This is a genomic window from Variovorax sp. GW823-FHT02B07, assembly GCF_058797695.1.
This window is the reverse complement of record NZ_JBXAJX010000008.1, coordinates 1-15,099: the sequence shown is the minus strand read 5'-3', so window position 1 is coordinate 15,099 and position 15,099 is coordinate 1. Positions and strand designations below refer to the sequence as shown.

The window sequence follows — 15,099 nt, the reverse complement described above, 5'->3', positions numbered from 1 at the left end:
GCGAAATCCCCTTCGCGAGACTGCCGCCATGCCCCAGTACTGGTTGATGAAATCCGAGCCCGACGAGGTCTCGATCGACGATGCCCTCGCCGCGCCCGATGCCACCGTGGCGTGGACCGGCGTGCGCAACTACCAGGCACGCAACTTCATGCGCGATGGCATGAAGGTCGGCGACGGCGTGCTGTTCTATCACTCGAGCTGCCCCGAGCCCGGCATTGCCGGCATCGCGCGCGTGGCCTCTGGCATCCAGCCTGATCCGACGCAGTTCGACCCGAAGTCGCCGTACTACGACGCCGGCGCGAAGCCGGACGATCCGCGCTGGTTGCTGGTCGACGTGCAGGCGCTGCGCAAGACGCGGCTGCTGTCGCTGCCCGAGCTGCGTGCCAAGCCCGAGCTGGCCGACCTGGTCATCCTGCGCAAGGGCAACCGGCTGTCGATCACGCCGGTGGAGCCGGCGCACTGGAAGGTCATCGAGAAGATGCTGGCCTGAACCTGTTCAGGCGACTTTCGACAGGATCGGGAACAGCTTGCCGAGCCCGTCGGCCATCACCTCGACCGCGAGCGCGGCGAGGATCAGGCCCATCAGCCGCGTCATGATGTTGATGCCGGTCTTGCCGAGCACCCGCGCGATCGGCTGCGCGAGCGAAAAGGCCAGTGCGGTCGCCAGCGCTACGACCACGCCATAGCCGACCAGCAGCCCCAGCTCCCACAGGTGCTGCGTCTTGTCGGCGTAGATCACCACGGTGGAGATGGCGGCCGGGCCGGTGAGCAGCGGAATCGTGAGCGGCACCACCGCGATGGAGGCGCCCATCGACGCCTTCACTTCGGTGGCGCGCAACTCATCGACGTTGGTCTTGCTCTCGGCCGGTTGCGCGTTGAGCATCGAGATCGAGCTCATGAGCAGCAGCAGGCCGCCGCCGACCTGGAAGCTCGCGATCGAGATGCCGAAGAAGGACAGCAGCTGCAGCCCGATGAGCGCGCTCACGGCAATGACCACGAAGGCGCTGAAGGCCGACATGCGCACCGTGCGCTTGCGCTGGGCGTCGGAGTAATCCTGCGTGTAGTGGATGAAGAAGGGCACGATGGCCAGCGGGTTGACGATGGCCACCAGCGTGACCAGCGGCTTGATGAGGTCCATGGAAGTGCTCATGGCTCAGCGTCCTCCGGTCACGTCGAGCAGGGCCATGGTGGTGTAGCTGGCCTCGGGCGAGAGCAGCCACAGGACGGCACCGGCAATTTCTTCGGCGGTGCCGCTGCGCTTCATCGGCACGCCTGGGCCCATCTCGGCGGCGCGGCCAGGCTGGCCGCCGGAGGCGTGGATGTCGGTGTCGATCACGCCGGGGCGCACCGCGTTCACGCGGATGCCTTCGTCGGCCACTTCCTTGGCCAGGCCGATGGTGAAGGTGTCGATGGCTGCCTTGCTGGCCGCGTAGTCGACGTACTGGCCGGGCGAGCCGATGCGCGCGGCGCCGCTGGAGATGTTGACGATGGCGCCGCCCGCGCCGCCGTACTTCGTGCTCATGCGCTTCACGGCCTCGCGGGCGCAGACGAAGCTGCCGATCACGTTGATGCGGAACATGCGCTCCAGGCGCGCCACGCTCATCTCGTCGACGCGCGCCTGCACGTCGACCACGCCGGCGTTGTTCACGAGCGCGGTGAGGCGCCCCAGCTTGGCGTCGACCTTCGCGAACATCGCGAGCACCTGGGCCTCGTCGCCCACGTCGGCCTGCACCGCCATGGCGGTGCCGCCGCCCGCGCGGATGGTGCGCACCACCTCGTCGGCGGCCAGCGAGTTGCTGGCGTAGTTCACGGCCACGGCGTAGCCACGCTTCGCGGCGAGCAAGGCCGTGGCGGCACCAATGCCGCGCCCACCGCCGGTGATCAAGAGCACCTGGTCCAAATCCCACCTCCTGCAGAGAAACTGTGCGTCAGTTAAAACCGACGGCCTGGATTACATCACCGAGGGCTGGCGCATGAGCGTGAGCGCCGCGCCGCCCCAAGCCAGCTCGCACCGCAGTGCGCAGCACGGAGGTTACTGAATGCACAAGACCATCGACTATTACTTTGCGCCACAGAGCCCGTGGACCTATCTGGGGCATACCCGCTTTGCCGCCATCGCCGCGGCCGCCGGCGCCACCGTGCGCGTGCGGCCCATCGACATGGGTAGCGTGTTCCCCGTGTCGGGCGGGCTGCCGCTGGGCAAGCGCGCGCCGCAGCGCCAAGCCTACCGGCTGCTCGAGCTGGCGCGCTTCTCCAAGCACCTGGGCCTGCCGCTGAACCCGAAGCCGAAGTTCTTTCCGGTGGCCGGCGACGATGCCGCGCGGTTGATCATCGCGGTCGACCTGCACGACGGCACCGAGGCCGCGATGCGCATCTGCGCGGCGGTGTTCGCGGCCGTGTGGGTTCAGGAGCGGAACATCGGCGACCCGAACCTGCTCGAAGCCCTGGTCGCGGAATGCGGCCTGCCGGCCAAGCGCGCCGAGCAATCGCAGAGCCAGGCGGTGCAGGAGCGTTACGAGGCTTACACGCAGGAAGCGATCGACATCCAGGTGTTCGGCGCGCCGAGCTACGTGATCGACGGCGAGATCTTCTGGGGCCAGGACCGGCTCGATTTCGTCGAGCGGGCGCTGCGCGCGTAACGGCGCGCGCAAGCCGACCCGCTTTTCTTTTTTCATTCCATCGTTTCAGGAGAACCCCATGGGCCAATTCATCGACCTCACCGCCAAGGATGGCTTCACCTTTCCCGCCTACGTGGCCGAGCCCGCGGGCACGCCGCGCGGCGCCGTGGTGGTGGTGCCGGAAATCTTCGGCGTGAACTCGCACATCCGCTCGGTGGCTGACGGCTATGCGGCCGACGGCTACCTGGCCGTGGCGCCGTCGACCTTCCACCGCGTCAAGCCCGGCGTCGAGCTGGGCTACAGCGACGACGACATGAAGACCGGCTTCGGCTACAAGACCGCGGTCGAGGCGCTGCCTGCGCCCGGCGTGCTGCAGGACCTCGAAGCCGCGATCGCCTATGCCTCGAAGGCGGGCAAGGTCGGCATCGTCGGTTACTGCTGGGGCGGCCTGCTGGTCTGGCGCGCCGCAGCCCTGCTGCCGGGTCTGGCCGCTGCCGCACCTTATTACGGTGGCGGCATGACGACGCCGGAAGAAAGCGCACGCCAGCCGAAGGTGCCGGTGCTCGCGCAGTTCGGCAACCGCGACCACTGGATTCCGCTGGACACCATCGAGGCCTTCAAGAAGGCGCACCCCGAGGTGGAAGTGCATGTCTACGAAGCCGACCACGGCTTCAACTGCGACCAGCGCGGTTCGTACAACGCCGCGGCGGCGAAGCCGGCGCGTGAACGCGTGCTGGCCTTCTTTGCCAAGCACGTCGGCTGATCCGTCACGCTTCAAGCAAAAGCCCGGCAGTGCCGGGCTTTTTTCATTTCATCTGCTACTTCTTGGCGCCGACCCGGGTCTGCAGGAAGTCGAGCAGCGCGCGCAGCGCCGCGCTGTTGTGGCGCCGCTGCAGGTAGGCGGCCGACAGCCACATGTCCTTGCGCGCATAGCCTTCGAGCACCGGCACCAGCTCGCCGCTGTCGATGTGCGACTGCACCAGCAGCGAGGGCAGGTAGATCACGCCGAAGCCGCGCATCGCGACGCGGATCAGCGGCGCGCCTTCGGTGCAGTCCATGCGGCTCTTGACCTGCACGTCCAGCGGCTGGCCGTTGTCATCGAAGCGCCACGCGGGCTGCGTGCCCAGCAGCGAATGGGTCAGTGCGTCGTGGTGGGCGAGCTCCTGCGGGTGCGCGGGCTTGCCGTGCTTCTTCCAGTAGATCGGCGAGGCGCAGACCACCATGTGGATGAGCCGCAGCTTGCGCACGATGAGGTTGGCGTCTTCCACCGGGCCGCTGCGGATGTCGACGTCGATGCCTTCCTCGGCGAGGTCGACGGTGCGGTTGGTCAGCTGCAGGCTGATGCTCACGTCGGGGTAGTGGCGCATGAAGTCGGCCAGCAGGTCGGGGAACTCGCCGTTGCCCATGCCGTGCGGCGCCGAGATGCGCAGCCGACCGCCGGGCTGGCTGGCGCGCTCCTGCAGTTCGGCCTGGGTCAGTTCGACCATCTCGAGCATCGGGGTGCTGCGTTCGAGCAGCAGCTGGCCGGCGTCGGTGAGGCTGACGGAACGCGTGGAGCGGTTGAGCAGGCGCACGCCGAAGCGGGTCTCGAGTTCGGCGACGTACTTGCTGACCGTGGCCTTCGACATGTCGAGCCGCTTGGCGGCCTGGGAGAAGCTGCCGTGCGAGGCGACTTCCCGGAAGGTTTTGATCAGATCGAGACTGTCCATGTCAGTGAAGCCCGTTGTTTTTCGCGAGGGAGCGCGGTGTGCCGATTCTCGGGGGTTTTGCCGGATAGGACCGGCGCGGGGTTCTGGTGTAAGCCGGAAGCAGTCAGGCGCCTTGTGCCCGGTTTTTTTGCGTGCACGACTTTGTTGACTGATTGTTTCGCTACAGGAAACACCGTGTCTCTGAACCGAGTGTTTTCCCGAAGGAATTCCGGCTGACACTCGCCGCACAGGCGAGCCAACGTGCAAGCCTGGTGGACATCCCATCTAGCCGAACACAAGGAACAGACATGAAGACCTCGCACATTTTCGCAGCCGCCGCCCTGACCCTCCTGGCCGCCACCGGCGCCCAAGCCGAGACGTACCAAGGCGTGACCCAAGTGATCTCGTCCAAGAGCCGCGACGAAGTCAACGCCGAAGCCCAGCGCACCGCCGCAGCCCCGAACCAGAACGTCGTGCGCGGTTCGCGCGGCGCGGAAACCGTGGCCGTGTCGAAGGACCGTTCGATCGTCGAAGCCGAAGCCATCCGCACCGCCTACGCTCCCGACCAGAACGTGACCTCGGGTTCGCGCGTCAACAGCAAGGTCATCTCGACCATGGTGAACCCGATGGACGCACGCGTTCAAGCCCAGCAAGGTTCGGGCGCCGTCGCCAAGTAATTGGCCGCGAAGCCAGCCGCCTTCCGGGGCGGCCCGAGCTGACCAGAAAAGCCACGCATCCGCGTGGCTTTTTTCATGGGCGCTCAGCGCGTGCGGGCGAGGTAGCGCTTGCGCCAGAAGATCAGGACCAGCAGCACCGCGATGACCAGCATGGCCGACATCGCGATCCAGAAGCCGTCCGCCTTGTGCACCAGCGGGATGAACTCGAAGTTCATGCCGAAGATGCCCGCGATGAGGTTGAGTGGCAGGAAGATGGCGGTGAGCACGGTCAGCACCCGCATGATGTCGTTGGCCCGGTGGCCCTGGACGCTGAAGTGCATCTGCACGGCGGTCTCGGCGTTCTGCTCGAGCCGGTGCACGTGGTGCACCACGCGCTGGATGTGCTCCAGCACGTCGCGGCTGCGCACCATGATCAGGTCGCGCTCGCGCTGCGCGGTCTCGCCTTGCGGCACGGGCAGGGTTTCGAGCGAATCGATCCAGTCCTGCATGGCGGCCCGCTGGTCTTCGCAGATTTCGTCCAGGCGGTGCAGTGACTGGCGCGCCTCCATCAGCGCGCTCCAGTTGGTGAAGCGGCTGCGCGGGTCGATGAGCTCGGTCTGCCAGTGGTCGAGCTGCTTCGTGAGCTCGCGCCGCATGTCGAGGTAGCCGTCGACGATCAGGTTGACGATGCGCAGCATCAGGTCGGCCGGGCTGGTCGGCAGGCGGGCCGAGGTGGCGCGCACGTCGAGCGCGGGCGTGCCGCGGTCGTCGGACGAGGCGGCCGCCAGCAGCCGGGCGGCGAAGGCATCGCGCACCGTGCCGTCTTCGGGGTGGACCGAGAGCAGCACGCGGTCGAACACCGCGAAGCCGACGGGGCGGGTGTCGATGCGGCGCAGCACCGGCGGGCCGCCGCGCGACGGGCGTTGCGGCAGCGAAGGCTCGCCGGTGTTGCCGGTTTCAGCGCCGTTGCCCGTGGCCAGGCGGCGGAACACCAGCACGTCGTACAGCGAGGTGTAGTCGTAGTGCGAGGGCAGCTGGTCGTTGAGCAGGTCGGCCACGTGCAGGTCGACCAGCTGGGTCTGGCACAGCGTCTGCAGGATCTGCTGCACCTCGGACTGGGCGGCGCGGAATTCGTCGCGCGTCAGCGAAATCCAGAGGTAGCTGGCGGCGGCGCAGGCGCCCGGCACGGCCAGCGGCGCCAGCGAGGCGTGCTCGCTGACCTGCGAGCGGCTGATTTCGAAGATGCGCATGGACACTCGCCCCCGGTGGTTCTTCTTCCACGCCAGAAGTGCCGTGGAGGTGCGGCAGGCATGCCGCAGTAGCTATTATTTTTGTAGCAACCGGGCGGCGTCAAGCGCGAAGTAGGTCAGCACGCCGTCGGCGCCGGCGCGCTTGAAGGCCAGCAGGCTTTCGAGCACCACGGCGTCGTGGTCGAGCCAGCCGTTCTGGGCCGCGGCCTTCAGCATGGCGTACTCGCCGCTCACCTGGTAGGCGAAGGTCGGCACGCGGAACTCGTCCTTCACACGGCGCACGATGTCCAGGTAGGGCATGCCGGGCTTCACCATGACCATGTCGGCGCCTTCGGCGATGTCGATGGCGACCTCGCGCAGCGCCTCGTCGCTGTTGCCGGGGTCCATCTGGTAGACCTTCTTGTTGCTCTTGCCGAGCGTGGCGGATGAGCCGACAGCGTCGCGGAAGGGGCCGTAGAAGGCGCTGGCGTACTTGGCGCTGTAGGCCATGATGCGCGTGTGGATGTCGCCGCGGGCTTCGAGCGCGGTGCGGATCGCGCCGATGCGGCCGTCCATCATGTCGCTCGGCGCCACAATATCGACGCCAGCTTGCGATTGTGTGAGTGCCTGCTTCACCAGAACTTCAACGGTGGCGTCGTTGAGGATGTAGCCCGTCTCGTCCAACAGGCCGTCCTGGCCGTGGCTGGTGTAGGGGTCGAGCGCCACGTCGGTCATCACGCCCAGCTCGGGGAAGCGCGCCTTGAGCGCGGCCACCACGCGGGGAATCAGGCCGTCGGGGTTGAAGGCCTCGTCGCCCGCGGGCGTCTTGAGGCTGGCGTCGATCACCGGGAACAGCGCCATCACCGGGATGCCGGCCTGCACGCACTGCTCGGCCACGGGCAGCAGCAGGTCCAGGCTCAGGCGATCCACGCCGGGCATCGAGGGCACGGCGTCGCGACGCTTCTCGCCTTCCTGCACGAACACCGGGTAGATCAGGTCGTTCGTCGTCAGTGCATGCTCGCGCACGAGGTTGCGGGTGAAGGCATCGCGGCGCAGCCGTCGCGGGCGGCCGGCGGGGAACATCGCGAGCGGGGAAAATGGTGACGTCATATATCTAAAATTGTGCCTGAAGCGCGAAATCGCAGCCCAGCGCTGCTGGAGGCAAGTTGTCTGACAACTACGGAAATTAATAGAACTTAAGTTCTAGATTTTTGTTGTAAAAGTCAAAGAAACTGCCTCAATCGCTTGAAACCTTGTTTCGTCTTTGTTAAATTCTGAAGCGGGCGGCTTGCCGCTCCCCGCTTTTCCTCCCTGAGCGGGTGCCTTGATGTGTGACAGCAAAAGGGCTTCCCAGCCCGACGTGAAGACGTCGGGCTTTTTTTTGCCCGAAACCTTGGCAAAGGGCCCCGAAGAGGGGTCAGTGTGCAGCCACCACTAAACTGCCGCCATGCTCTGGGTCAAATCTCTTCACATTGTTTTCATTGCCAGCTGGTTTGCCGGGCTGTTCTATCTGCCGCGCATCTTCGTCAACCTGGCGATGGTGCCCCCCGAGTCGGTCGCGGAGCGCGAGCGCCTGCTGCTGATGGCGCGCAAGCTGCTGCGGTTCACGACCTTCCTGGCGGTGCCGGCGCTGGTGTTCGGCGCCTGGCTCTGGCTGGGCTACGGCATCGGGCGCGGCCCCGGCAACGGCTGGATGCACGCCAAGCTCGCCCTGGTGCTGGTGGCCATCGGCTACCACCATGGCTGCGGCGTGCTGCTGCGCCGTTTCGCGGCGGGCGGCAACCGTCGCAGCGACCGCTGGTACCGCTGGTTCAACGAGTTGCCCGTGCTGCTGCTGCTGGGCATCGTGATCCTGGTGGTGGTGAAGCCCTTCTGAGCCCGTGTCGACGGTAGACATGCCGCACAAGTCTGCCGCGCTCCCCCTGGCGCTGGCCTATGCGGCGCTGATCGTCTATGCCAGCCTGTACCCCTTCGCCGACTGGCGTGACCAGGGGATCGCGCCCTGGGCCTACCTGTCGGCGCCCTGGCCCAAGTACTGGACGGGGTTCGATTTCGGGGTGAACGTGGCGGGCTACGTGCCCTTCGGTTTTCTGTGCGCGCTGAGCGTGCTGCGCACGGGCAGCAGTCACAGTGTGTGGCGTGCGCTGTTGCGCGCCACGGTGGCGGGCGCGGCGATCGCCTTTGCCATGGAGACGCTGCAGAGCTATTTGCCAGCGCGCATTCCTTCCAATGTCGACCTGGGGCTGAACACCGCCGGAACCGTGCTCGGCGCTGTGCTGGCCGCGGCGCTGGAGCGGCTAGGTGCGATCGCGCACTGGAGCCGCGTGCGCTCGCAATGGTTCGTCGAAGACGCGCGCGGCGGCCTCGTGCTGCTCGCGCTCTGGCCCTTTGCGCTGCTGTTCCCTGCCGCCGTCACCTTCGGCCTCGGCCAGGTCTTCGAGCGGCTGGAGACGACGATTTCCGAGTGGCTGCTCGACACGCCCTTCATCGACTGGCTGCCGGTGCGCCAGTTCGAGCTGGAACCGCTGGTGCCGGCCGTGGAACTGCTGTGCGTGATGCTCGGGGCGCTGGTGCCGTGCCTGCTGGGCTACCTGGTGGCGCGCAACGTGGTGCAGCGCGCGGTGCTGCTGCCGCTCATCCTGCTCGCGGGCGTCGCGGCCTCGGCGCTGTCGGCGGCCATGAGCTACGGCCCCGAGCATGCGTGGGCCTGGCTCGATCTGCCGGTGCAGGTCGGGCTGGCCGCGGCGGTGTCCGCGGGCGTGCTGCTGCTCTTTGCGCCGCGCCGGCTGTGCGGCGCGCTGCTGCTCATGGGGCTCGTGCTCCAGCTGAGCCTGCTGAACCAGGCGCCCGAGAGCGCCTACTTTGCACAGACCCTGGCCACCTGGGAGCAGGGCCGCTTCATCCGCTTCCACGGCCTGGCCCAGTGGCTGGGCTGGGGTTGGCCCTTCGCGGTGCTGGTGTACGTGGTGGCTGCGCTGTCGCGGCGCCGCCCTCGGCCTGAGCACGCACGCTCATAAAATCGGTCGATGCCCAGCACCACTCCCGCCGCGCCGTCCGGCTACTACGGCCGCCACATCTTCTTCTGCCTGAATGAACGCAAGAATGGCGAAGACTCCTGCGCCCTGCACAACGCGCAGGAAGGCTTCGACCGCTGCAAGGCCAAGGTGAAGGAGCAGGGGCTCGCCGGGCCCGGCAAGGTGCGCGTCAACAAGGCCGGCTGCCTCGACCGCTGCGCGGGCGGGCCCGTCGCGGTGGTCTATCCGGAGGCGGTCTGGTACACCTTCGTGGACGCCGAGGACATCGACGAGATCGTCGAGTCGCACCTGAAGAACGGCCAGGTCGTCGAGCGGCTGCTGCTGCCGCCCGACGTCGGCCGCTGAACTTTCCCGCGGACCCCGTGCTCGTACCGTGCACGTTGCCGGCATCGCCGGCCCAGCCAACCCCAGCGCCATGAACTCCCAGACCGAAAAAATCAGCCTCCACGGGGCCGCGGGCGTGATCGAGGTGCAGCGCGACCTGCCGTCCGGCGACGCGCGCGGCATCGCGGTGATCGCCCATCCGCACCCGCTGTTCGGCGGAACGATGGACAACAAGGTCGTGCAGACCCTGGCCCGCGCCTTCGTGTCCTGCGGCTGGACGGCCGTGCGCTTCAACTTCCGCGGCGTGGGTGCCAGCGAAGGCGTCCACGACGAAGGGCGTGGCGAGCTCGAGGACATGCTGCATGTCGTCGGCCAGCTCGCGCCCGAGGGCCAGTTGGCGATCGCCGGCTTCTCCTTCGGTGCCTTCGTGGCCAGCTGCGCGGCCGAGAAGCTCTGGGCCGCACGCGACGTGCGGCAGCTGGTGCTGGTCGGCACGGCCGCCTCGCGTTTCTCGGTGGCCACGCTGCCGGCCGAGGCGCACGAGCGCGCGCTGGTGGTCCATGGCGAAGCCGACGACACCGTGCCTCTCGCCGCCGTGATGGACTGGGCGCGTCCCCAGTCACTCCCTGTCACGGTTATTCCCGGGGGCGGCCATTTCTTTCACGGACAATTGCCGCTGCTCAAAAGCCTGGTCGCCCGCCATCTGCGCGCGGGCACCGAATGAAAGCCTTGCAGGCTTGTCCTCGTCTCTTCTTATCTTCCCCATGAATCGTTTTTTCACTGCGCTTCGCGCACTGGTGCTGACCGCTGCTGCCTCGGTTGGCGTGATCGCCGCCGCCCAGATGCCGGCCCCGCCTGAAATCGCCGCGCGCAGCTACCTGCTGCTCGACGTGACCGCGAACCAGATCCTGGCGCAGAAGGACATCGACAGCCCGGTCGAGCCGGCCTCGCTCACCAAGCTGATGACCGCGTACGTCGCGTTCGACGCGCTGCGTGCCAAGAAGATCACGCTGACCCAGACCCTGCCGGTGAGCCCGCGCGCCTGGAAGATGCCCGGTTCGCGCATGTTCATCGACCCCAAGATGCAGGTGCCGGTGGAAGACCTGATCAAGGGCGTGATCGTGCAGTCGGGCAACGACGCCACGGTGGCGCTGGCCGAAGGCGTGGGCGGCACGGTGGAGCACTTCGTCGAGATGATGAACGCCCAGGCCAAGGTGCTGGGCATGAAGAACACCACCTACAAGAACCCCGAAGGCCTCACGGCGCCCGGCCACACGACCACGGCGCGCGATCTGAGTATCCTGGCCACGCGCCTGGTGCGGGACTTCCCCGAGGAAGCCAAGTACTACGCCATCAAGAAGTACCGCTACCCGGGCACCCCGTCGACCAACGACACCAACCGCAACCTGCTGCTGTTCCGCGACCCGACCGTCGACGGCCTGAAGACCGGCCACACCGACGCCGCCGGCTACTGCATGATCGCCACCGCCAAGCGCGACTTCCCGAACCTGACCGGCGGCCGCCGCCTGCTGTCGATCGTGCTGGGCGCCAGCAGCGAAGCCGTGCGCGCCAACGAGTCGCAGAAGCTGCTGAACTGGGGTTACACGGCCTACGACGCCGTGCGCCTGTTCGACGCCGGCCAGCCGGCTGCCACGCCCGCCGTCTGGAAGGGCAAGGCCAACGTGCTGAAGCTGGGCCGCCCCGAGGCCATCGTGGTCGCCGTGCCGACCGGTTCCGCCAGCAAGATCAAGACGCAGGTGTCGCGCCCCGACCCGCTGGTCGCGCCGTTCACCAAGTACCAGGCCGTCGGCTCGCTCAAGGTCACGCTGGACGACCAGCCCCTGGCCGACGTGCCGCTGGTCGCCCTGGAGCCGGTCGAGCAGGCCGGCGTCTTCGGCCGCGCCTGGGACGCCGTGCGTCTCTGGATCAAGTAAGAGACAGGGAAAAGAGGCCTTGAAACAGGCGGTGGCGGGCGCTCCAGGCGCCTGACATTGCCATTTCAGACCTGCCTGCTATACTCGTGGGCTTTTCGGAATTTTCCGAAGGGTTTCACGTTTTCGTTATTCCCGGCTTCCTTGAGTCACGACCAAGGGCGGTTTCACCACCAAGGCTGGGTTGTTTTGGGACTAATTCATTCATGCCAACCATCAATCAACTGGTGCGTCAGGGTCGAACGGTCGAGAAGATCAATTCGAAGAGCCCTGCCATGCAGAACTCGCCGCAACGTCGCGGTGTCTGCACCCGCGTCTACACCACGACGCCCAAGAAGCCCAACTCGGCGCTTCGTAAAGTTGCCAAGGTCCGTCTGACCAATGGCTTCGAAGTCATTTCCTACATCGGCGGCGAAGGCCACAACCTGCAAGAACACAGCGTCGTGCTGGTTCGCGGCGGTCGTGTCAAGGACTTGCCCGGTGTGCGTTACCACATCGTGCGCGGTTCGCTGGACCTGCAAGGCGTGAAAGACCGCAAGCAGTCGCGTTCCAAGTACGGCGCGAAGCGTCCCAAGAAGGCCTAAGCCTTCCTGTCAGAAAACAAGCGGTGTTCGATGGCCTTGGCGGGCTTGTCGAACGAAGTGACCCAATGTCGGGTCGAGTAAGTGAGAGTCCTGACTGGCTCTCGCGGTATCGGAAACGATGCCAACTGAAGCAAAGAGGTTAGAAAAATGCCACGTCGTCGCGAAGTCCCCAAACGTGAAATCCTGCCGGATCCCAAGTACGGCAATGTCGAGCTGTCCAAATTCATGAACGTGATCATGGAAGGCGGCAAGAAGGCTGTTGCCGAGCGCATCATCTACGGTGCCCTCGACTTCATCGAGAAGAAGAATCCGGACAAGGACCCCCTCGAAGCGTTCACCGTTGCCATCAACAACGTGAAGCCGATGGTCGAAGTGAAGTCGCGCCGCGTCGGTGGTGCGAACTACCAGGTGCCGGTCGAAGTCCGCCCTGTCCGTCGCCTCGCCCTGTCGATGCGCTGGATCAAGGAAGCTGCCCGCAAGCGCGGTGAGAAGTCGATGGCCCTGCGTCTGGCCAACGAACTGATGGAAGCCACGGAAGGCCGTGGCGGTGCCATGAAGAAGCGCGACGAAGTGCACCGCATGGCAGAAGCCAACCGCGCCTTCAGCCACTTCCGCTTCTAAAAAACACACGTCTCTTGAGCGTTGGGGGTTGAGTACCGGGCGAAATCGCCCGTGCTCGACGCCCAGCGCTCAACGCATTTAAACCCGAAAGTACATCATGTCCCGCAAGACCCCCATCGAGCGCTACCGCAACATCGGTATCTCCGCGCACATCGACGCCGGCAAGACCACCACCACCGAACGTATCCTGTTCTATACGGGCGTGACCCACAAGCTCGGCGAAGTGCACGATGGCGCGGCAACGACCGACTGGATGGAGCAGGAACAAGAGCGTGGCATCACGATCACCTCGGCTGCCGTGACCTGCTTCTGGAAGGGCATGGACCACTCGCTGCCCGAGCACCGCATCAACATCATCGACACCCCCGGCCACGTGGACTTCACCATTGAAGTCGAGCGCTCGATGCGCGTGCTGGACGGCGCCGTCATGGTGTACGACTCGGTCGGCGGCGTGCAGCCCCAATCGGAAACCGTCTGGCGCCAGGCCAACAAGTACAAGGTGCCGCGTCTGGCGTTCGTCAACAAGATGGACCGCATCGGCGCCAACTTCTTCCGCGTTCGCCAGATGATGGTCGACCGCCTGAAGGCCAACCCCGTGCCGATCGTGATCCCGATCGGTGCCGAAGACAAGTTCCAGGGCGTGGTCGACCTGCGTCTGATGAAGGCGATCTTCTGGGACGAAGCCTCGCAAGGCATGAAGTTCGAAACGCGCGAAATCCCCGCCGAGCTGGTCGAGCTGGCCAAGGAATGGCGCGAGAAGATGGTCGAAAGCGCGGCCGAAGCTTCGGAAGAGCTGATGAACAAGTACCTTGAAGAAGGTGACCTGACGCTCGAGGAAATCACCCACGGTCTGCGCACGCGCACGATCGCCGGCGAAATCCAGCCGATGCTGTGCGGCAGCGCGTTCAAGAACAAGGGCGTGCAGCGCATGCTCGACGCCGTGATCGAACTGATGCCTTCGCCGCTGGACATTCCTCCGGTGCACGGCACGGACGACGACGAGCAAGACGTGACCCGCAAGGCTGACGACGGCGAGAAGTTCTCGGCGCTGGCATTCAAGCTCATGACCGACCCCTACGTCGGCCAGCTGACCTTCGTGCGCGTGTACTCGGGCGTTCTGAGCAAGGGCGACACCGTCTACAACCCGGTCAAGGGCAAGAAAGAGCGTATCGGCCGTATCGTGCAGATGCACGCCAACGAACGTCTCGAAATCGAAGAAATCCGTGCCGGCGACATCGCCGCTTGCGTGGGCCTGAAGGACGTCACCACCGGCGAAACCCTGTGCGACCCGAACGCCATGATCACGCTGGAACGCATGGAATTCCCCGAGCCCGTGATCTCGCAGGCCGTCGAGCCCAAGACCAAGGCCGACCAGGAAAAGATGGGCATCGCCCTGCAGCGCCTGGCTTCGGAAGATCCGTCGTTCCGCGTGCGCACCGACGAAGAATCCGGCCAGACCATCATCTCCGGCATGGGCGAACTGCACCTCGAAATCATCGTGGACCGCATGAAGCGCGAATTCGGCGTGGAAGCCAACGTGGGCAAGCCGCAAGTGGCTTACCGCGAAACGATCCGCAAGACCGTCGAAGAAGCCGAAGGCAAGTTCGTTCGCCAGTCGGGTGGTAAGGGCCAGTACGGTCACGTCATCCTGAAGATCGAGCCGCAGGAAGCCGGCAAGGGCTTCGAGTTCGTCGACGCCATCAAGGGCGGTGTGGTTCCTCGCGAATACATCCCCGCCGTGGAAAAGGGCGTTGTGGAAGCACTGACGCAAGGCGTGCTGGCGGGCTACCCCGTCGTCGACGTCAAGGTCACGCTGCACTTCGGTTCGTACCACGACGTGGACTCGAACGAAATGGCGTTCAAGATGGCCGCCATCTTCGGCTTCAAGGAAGGCGCCCGCAAGGCCAGCCCGGTCATCCTCGAGCCGATGATGGCCGTGGAAGTCGAAACGCCTGAAGACTACGCCGGCAACGTGATGGGCGACCTGTCCAGCCGTCGCGGCATGGTGCAGGGCATGGACGACATGATCGGTGGCGGCAAGCTCATCAAGGCTGAAGTCCCGCTGTCGGAAATGTTCGGCTACTCGACGACGCTGCGCTCGGCCACGCAAGGCCGCGCCACGTACACGATGGAGTTCAAGCACTACGCTGAAGCTCCCCGTAACGTCGCCGAAGCCATCGTGGCCGCTCGCTCGAAGTAAGTTTCAAGAATGTGGGGCCTCGCAGTGCGCGGCCCTTCTTGTCTGCGATCCGGTGCCGCCCTGTTCCCGTGCGGGGCGAACCAGCAATCGGATGCAGACATAAAACCAACACACGGGACATGCTCTTTCAAGGATTGAAAAATGGCAAAAGGTAAATTCACCCGCACCAAGCCGCACGTGAACGTGGGCACGATCGGTCACGTTGACCACGGC

Annotated in this window: 17 protein-coding genes and 1 pseudogene; 13 read left to right on the top strand and 5 right to left on the bottom strand. The window is 65.7% G+C overall.

Annotated elements, in window-relative coordinates:
- The first annotated feature begins 28 nt into the window (after positions 1 to 28).
- A complete protein-coding gene (locus AC1RGU_RS27245) occupies positions 29 to 490 on the top strand; it encodes an EVE domain-containing protein (protein WP_492699342.1) in 462 nt (153 codons plus the stop codon).
- 6 nt (positions 491 to 496) lie between these two features.
- Here the strand turns inward: AC1RGU_RS27245 and AC1RGU_RS27240 are convergent, their stop codons facing one another.
- Complete coding sequence (locus AC1RGU_RS27240) at positions 497 to 1,150, bottom strand: MarC family protein (RefSeq protein ID WP_099793548.1); 654 nt, start codon at positions 1,148 to 1,150, stop codon at positions 497 to 499.
- A gap of 3 nt (positions 1,151 to 1,153) precedes the next feature.
- A complete protein-coding gene (locus AC1RGU_RS27235; protein ID WP_492699340.1) occupies positions 1,154 to 1,900 on the bottom strand; it encodes an SDR family oxidoreductase in 747 nt (248 codons plus the stop codon).
- 139 nt (positions 1,901 to 2,039) lie between these two features.
- Between AC1RGU_RS27235 and AC1RGU_RS27230 the strand changes: the two genes are divergently transcribed.
- Positions 2,040 to 2,639, top strand: coding sequence for a 2-hydroxychromene-2-carboxylate isomerase (locus AC1RGU_RS27230; protein WP_492699338.1), 600 nt, complete (start codon positions 2,040 to 2,042; stop codon positions 2,637 to 2,639).
- 58 nt (positions 2,640 to 2,697) lie between these two features.
- Positions 2,698 to 3,381 (top strand): dienelactone hydrolase family protein, encoded by a 684-nt coding sequence (locus AC1RGU_RS27225; protein WP_492699336.1) that lies wholly within the window; start codon positions 2,698 to 2,700, stop codon positions 3,379 to 3,381.
- 55 nt (positions 3,382 to 3,436) lie between these two features.
- Here AC1RGU_RS27225 and AC1RGU_RS27220 read toward each other — a convergent pair whose 3' ends face one another.
- Entirely contained in the window at positions 3,437 to 4,327 is an 891-nt protein-coding gene (locus tag AC1RGU_RS27220; RefSeq protein WP_159274733.1) for a LysR family transcriptional regulator, read from the bottom strand.
- Between the two features lie 287 nt (positions 4,328 to 4,614).
- Between AC1RGU_RS27220 and AC1RGU_RS27215 the strand changes: the two genes are divergently transcribed.
- Positions 4,615 to 4,983, top strand: coding sequence for a hypothetical protein (locus AC1RGU_RS27215; RefSeq protein ID WP_062478764.1), 369 nt, complete (start codon positions 4,615 to 4,617; stop codon positions 4,981 to 4,983).
- A gap of 83 nt (positions 4,984 to 5,066) precedes the next feature.
- Here the strand turns inward: AC1RGU_RS27215 and AC1RGU_RS27210 are convergent, their stop codons facing one another.
- A complete protein-coding gene (locus AC1RGU_RS27210) occupies positions 5,067 to 6,212 on the bottom strand; it encodes a magnesium transporter CorA family protein (RefSeq protein WP_492699334.1) in 1,146 nt (381 codons plus the stop codon).
- Positions 6,213 to 6,287: 75 nt separating this feature from the next.
- The gene (hemB, locus tag AC1RGU_RS27205; protein WP_260685269.1) at positions 6,288 to 7,301 is read right to left on the bottom strand and encodes a porphobilinogen synthase; all 1,014 of its coding nucleotides are present in this window, start codon (positions 7,299 to 7,301) and stop codon (positions 6,288 to 6,290) included.
- Positions 7,302 to 7,638: 337 nt separating this feature from the next.
- Between hemB and AC1RGU_RS27200 the strand changes: the two genes are divergently transcribed.
- From AC1RGU_RS27200 to AC1RGU_RS27160, 9 genes and pseudogenes are all read left to right on the top strand, one after another.
- Positions 7,639 to 8,067 (top strand): CopD family protein, encoded by a 429-nt coding sequence (locus AC1RGU_RS27200; RefSeq protein ID WP_062478845.1) that lies wholly within the window; start codon positions 7,639 to 7,641, stop codon positions 8,065 to 8,067.
- 19 nt (positions 8,068 to 8,086) lie between these two features.
- Complete coding sequence (locus AC1RGU_RS27195; protein WP_492699331.1) at positions 8,087 to 9,208, top strand: VanZ family protein; 1,122 nt, start codon at positions 8,087 to 8,089, stop codon at positions 9,206 to 9,208.
- A 9-nt stretch (positions 9,209 to 9,217) separates the two neighbouring features.
- Entirely contained in the window at positions 9,218 to 9,571 is a 354-nt protein-coding gene (locus AC1RGU_RS27190; protein ID WP_062478851.1) for a (2Fe-2S) ferredoxin domain-containing protein, read from the top strand.
- A gap of 70 nt (positions 9,572 to 9,641) precedes the next feature.
- A complete protein-coding gene (locus AC1RGU_RS27185; RefSeq protein ID WP_492699329.1) occupies positions 9,642 to 10,274 on the top strand; it encodes an alpha/beta hydrolase in 633 nt (210 codons plus the stop codon).
- 40 nt (positions 10,275 to 10,314) lie between these two features.
- Positions 10,315 to 11,484, top strand: coding sequence for a D-alanyl-D-alanine carboxypeptidase family protein (locus AC1RGU_RS27180; protein ID WP_070061890.1), 1,170 nt, complete (start codon positions 10,315 to 10,317; stop codon positions 11,482 to 11,484).
- 203 nt (positions 11,485 to 11,687) lie between these two features.
- Entirely contained in the window at positions 11,688 to 12,065 is a 378-nt protein-coding gene (rpsL, locus tag AC1RGU_RS27175; RefSeq protein WP_013543948.1) for a 30S ribosomal protein S12, read from the top strand.
- Between the two features lie 147 nt (positions 12,066 to 12,212).
- Positions 12,213 to 12,686 carry a 30S ribosomal protein S7 gene (gene rpsG, locus AC1RGU_RS27170; protein WP_007829591.1) on the top strand — a complete coding sequence of 158 codons (474 nt, stop codon included), beginning with the start codon at positions 12,213 to 12,215 and terminating at the stop codon, positions 12,684 to 12,686.
- 97 nt (positions 12,687 to 12,783) lie between these two features.
- Entirely contained in the window at positions 12,784 to 14,886 is a 2,103-nt protein-coding gene (gene fusA, locus AC1RGU_RS27165; RefSeq protein WP_062478855.1) for an elongation factor G, read from the top strand.
- A 141-nt stretch (positions 14,887 to 15,027) separates the two neighbouring features.
- Positions 15,028 to 15,099: pseudogene (locus tag AC1RGU_RS27160) on the top strand (GTP-binding protein); the annotation flags it as partial.

Coding starts and splice junctions, on each gene's coding strand:
- AC1RGU_RS27220 (WP_159274733.1), bottom strand. CDS start 4,327: ATGGACAGTCTCGATCTGATCAAAACCTTCCGGGAAGTCGCCTCGCAC.
- AC1RGU_RS27190 (WP_062478851.1), top strand. CDS start 9,218: ATGCCCAGCACCACTCCCGCCGCGCCGTCCGGCTACTACGGCCGCCAC.
- AC1RGU_RS27245 (WP_492699342.1), top strand. CDS start 29: ATGCCCCAGTACTGGTTGATGAAATCCGAGCCCGACGAGGTCTCGATC.
- AC1RGU_RS27185 (WP_492699329.1), top strand. CDS start 9,642: ATGAACTCCCAGACCGAAAAAATCAGCCTCCACGGGGCCGCGGGCGTG.
- AC1RGU_RS27230 (WP_492699338.1), top strand. CDS start 2,040: ATGCACAAGACCATCGACTATTACTTTGCGCCACAGAGCCCGTGGACC.
- AC1RGU_RS27210 (WP_492699334.1), bottom strand. CDS start 6,212: ATGCGCATCTTCGAAATCAGCCGCTCGCAGGTCAGCGAGCACGCCTCG.
- AC1RGU_RS27240 (WP_099793548.1), bottom strand. CDS start 1,150: ATGAGCACTTCCATGGACCTCATCAAGCCGCTGGTCACGCTGGTGGCC.
- hemB (WP_260685269.1), bottom strand. CDS start 7,301: ATGACGTCACCATTTTCCCCGCTCGCGATGTTCCCCGCCGGCCGCCCG.
- rpsL (WP_013543948.1), top strand. CDS start 11,688: ATGCCAACCATCAATCAACTGGTGCGTCAGGGTCGAACGGTCGAGAAG.
- AC1RGU_RS27225 (WP_492699336.1), top strand. CDS start 2,698: ATGGGCCAATTCATCGACCTCACCGCCAAGGATGGCTTCACCTTTCCC.
- AC1RGU_RS27200 (WP_062478845.1), top strand. CDS start 7,639: ATGCTCTGGGTCAAATCTCTTCACATTGTTTTCATTGCCAGCTGGTTT.
- AC1RGU_RS27215 (WP_062478764.1), top strand. CDS start 4,615: ATGAAGACCTCGCACATTTTCGCAGCCGCCGCCCTGACCCTCCTGGCC.
- AC1RGU_RS27180 (WP_070061890.1), top strand. CDS start 10,315: ATGAATCGTTTTTTCACTGCGCTTCGCGCACTGGTGCTGACCGCTGCT.
- fusA (WP_062478855.1), top strand. CDS start 12,784: ATGTCCCGCAAGACCCCCATCGAGCGCTACCGCAACATCGGTATCTCC.
- AC1RGU_RS27195 (WP_492699331.1), top strand. CDS start 8,087: ATGCCGCACAAGTCTGCCGCGCTCCCCCTGGCGCTGGCCTATGCGGCG.
- rpsG (WP_007829591.1), top strand. CDS start 12,213: ATGCCACGTCGTCGCGAAGTCCCCAAACGTGAAATCCTGCCGGATCCC.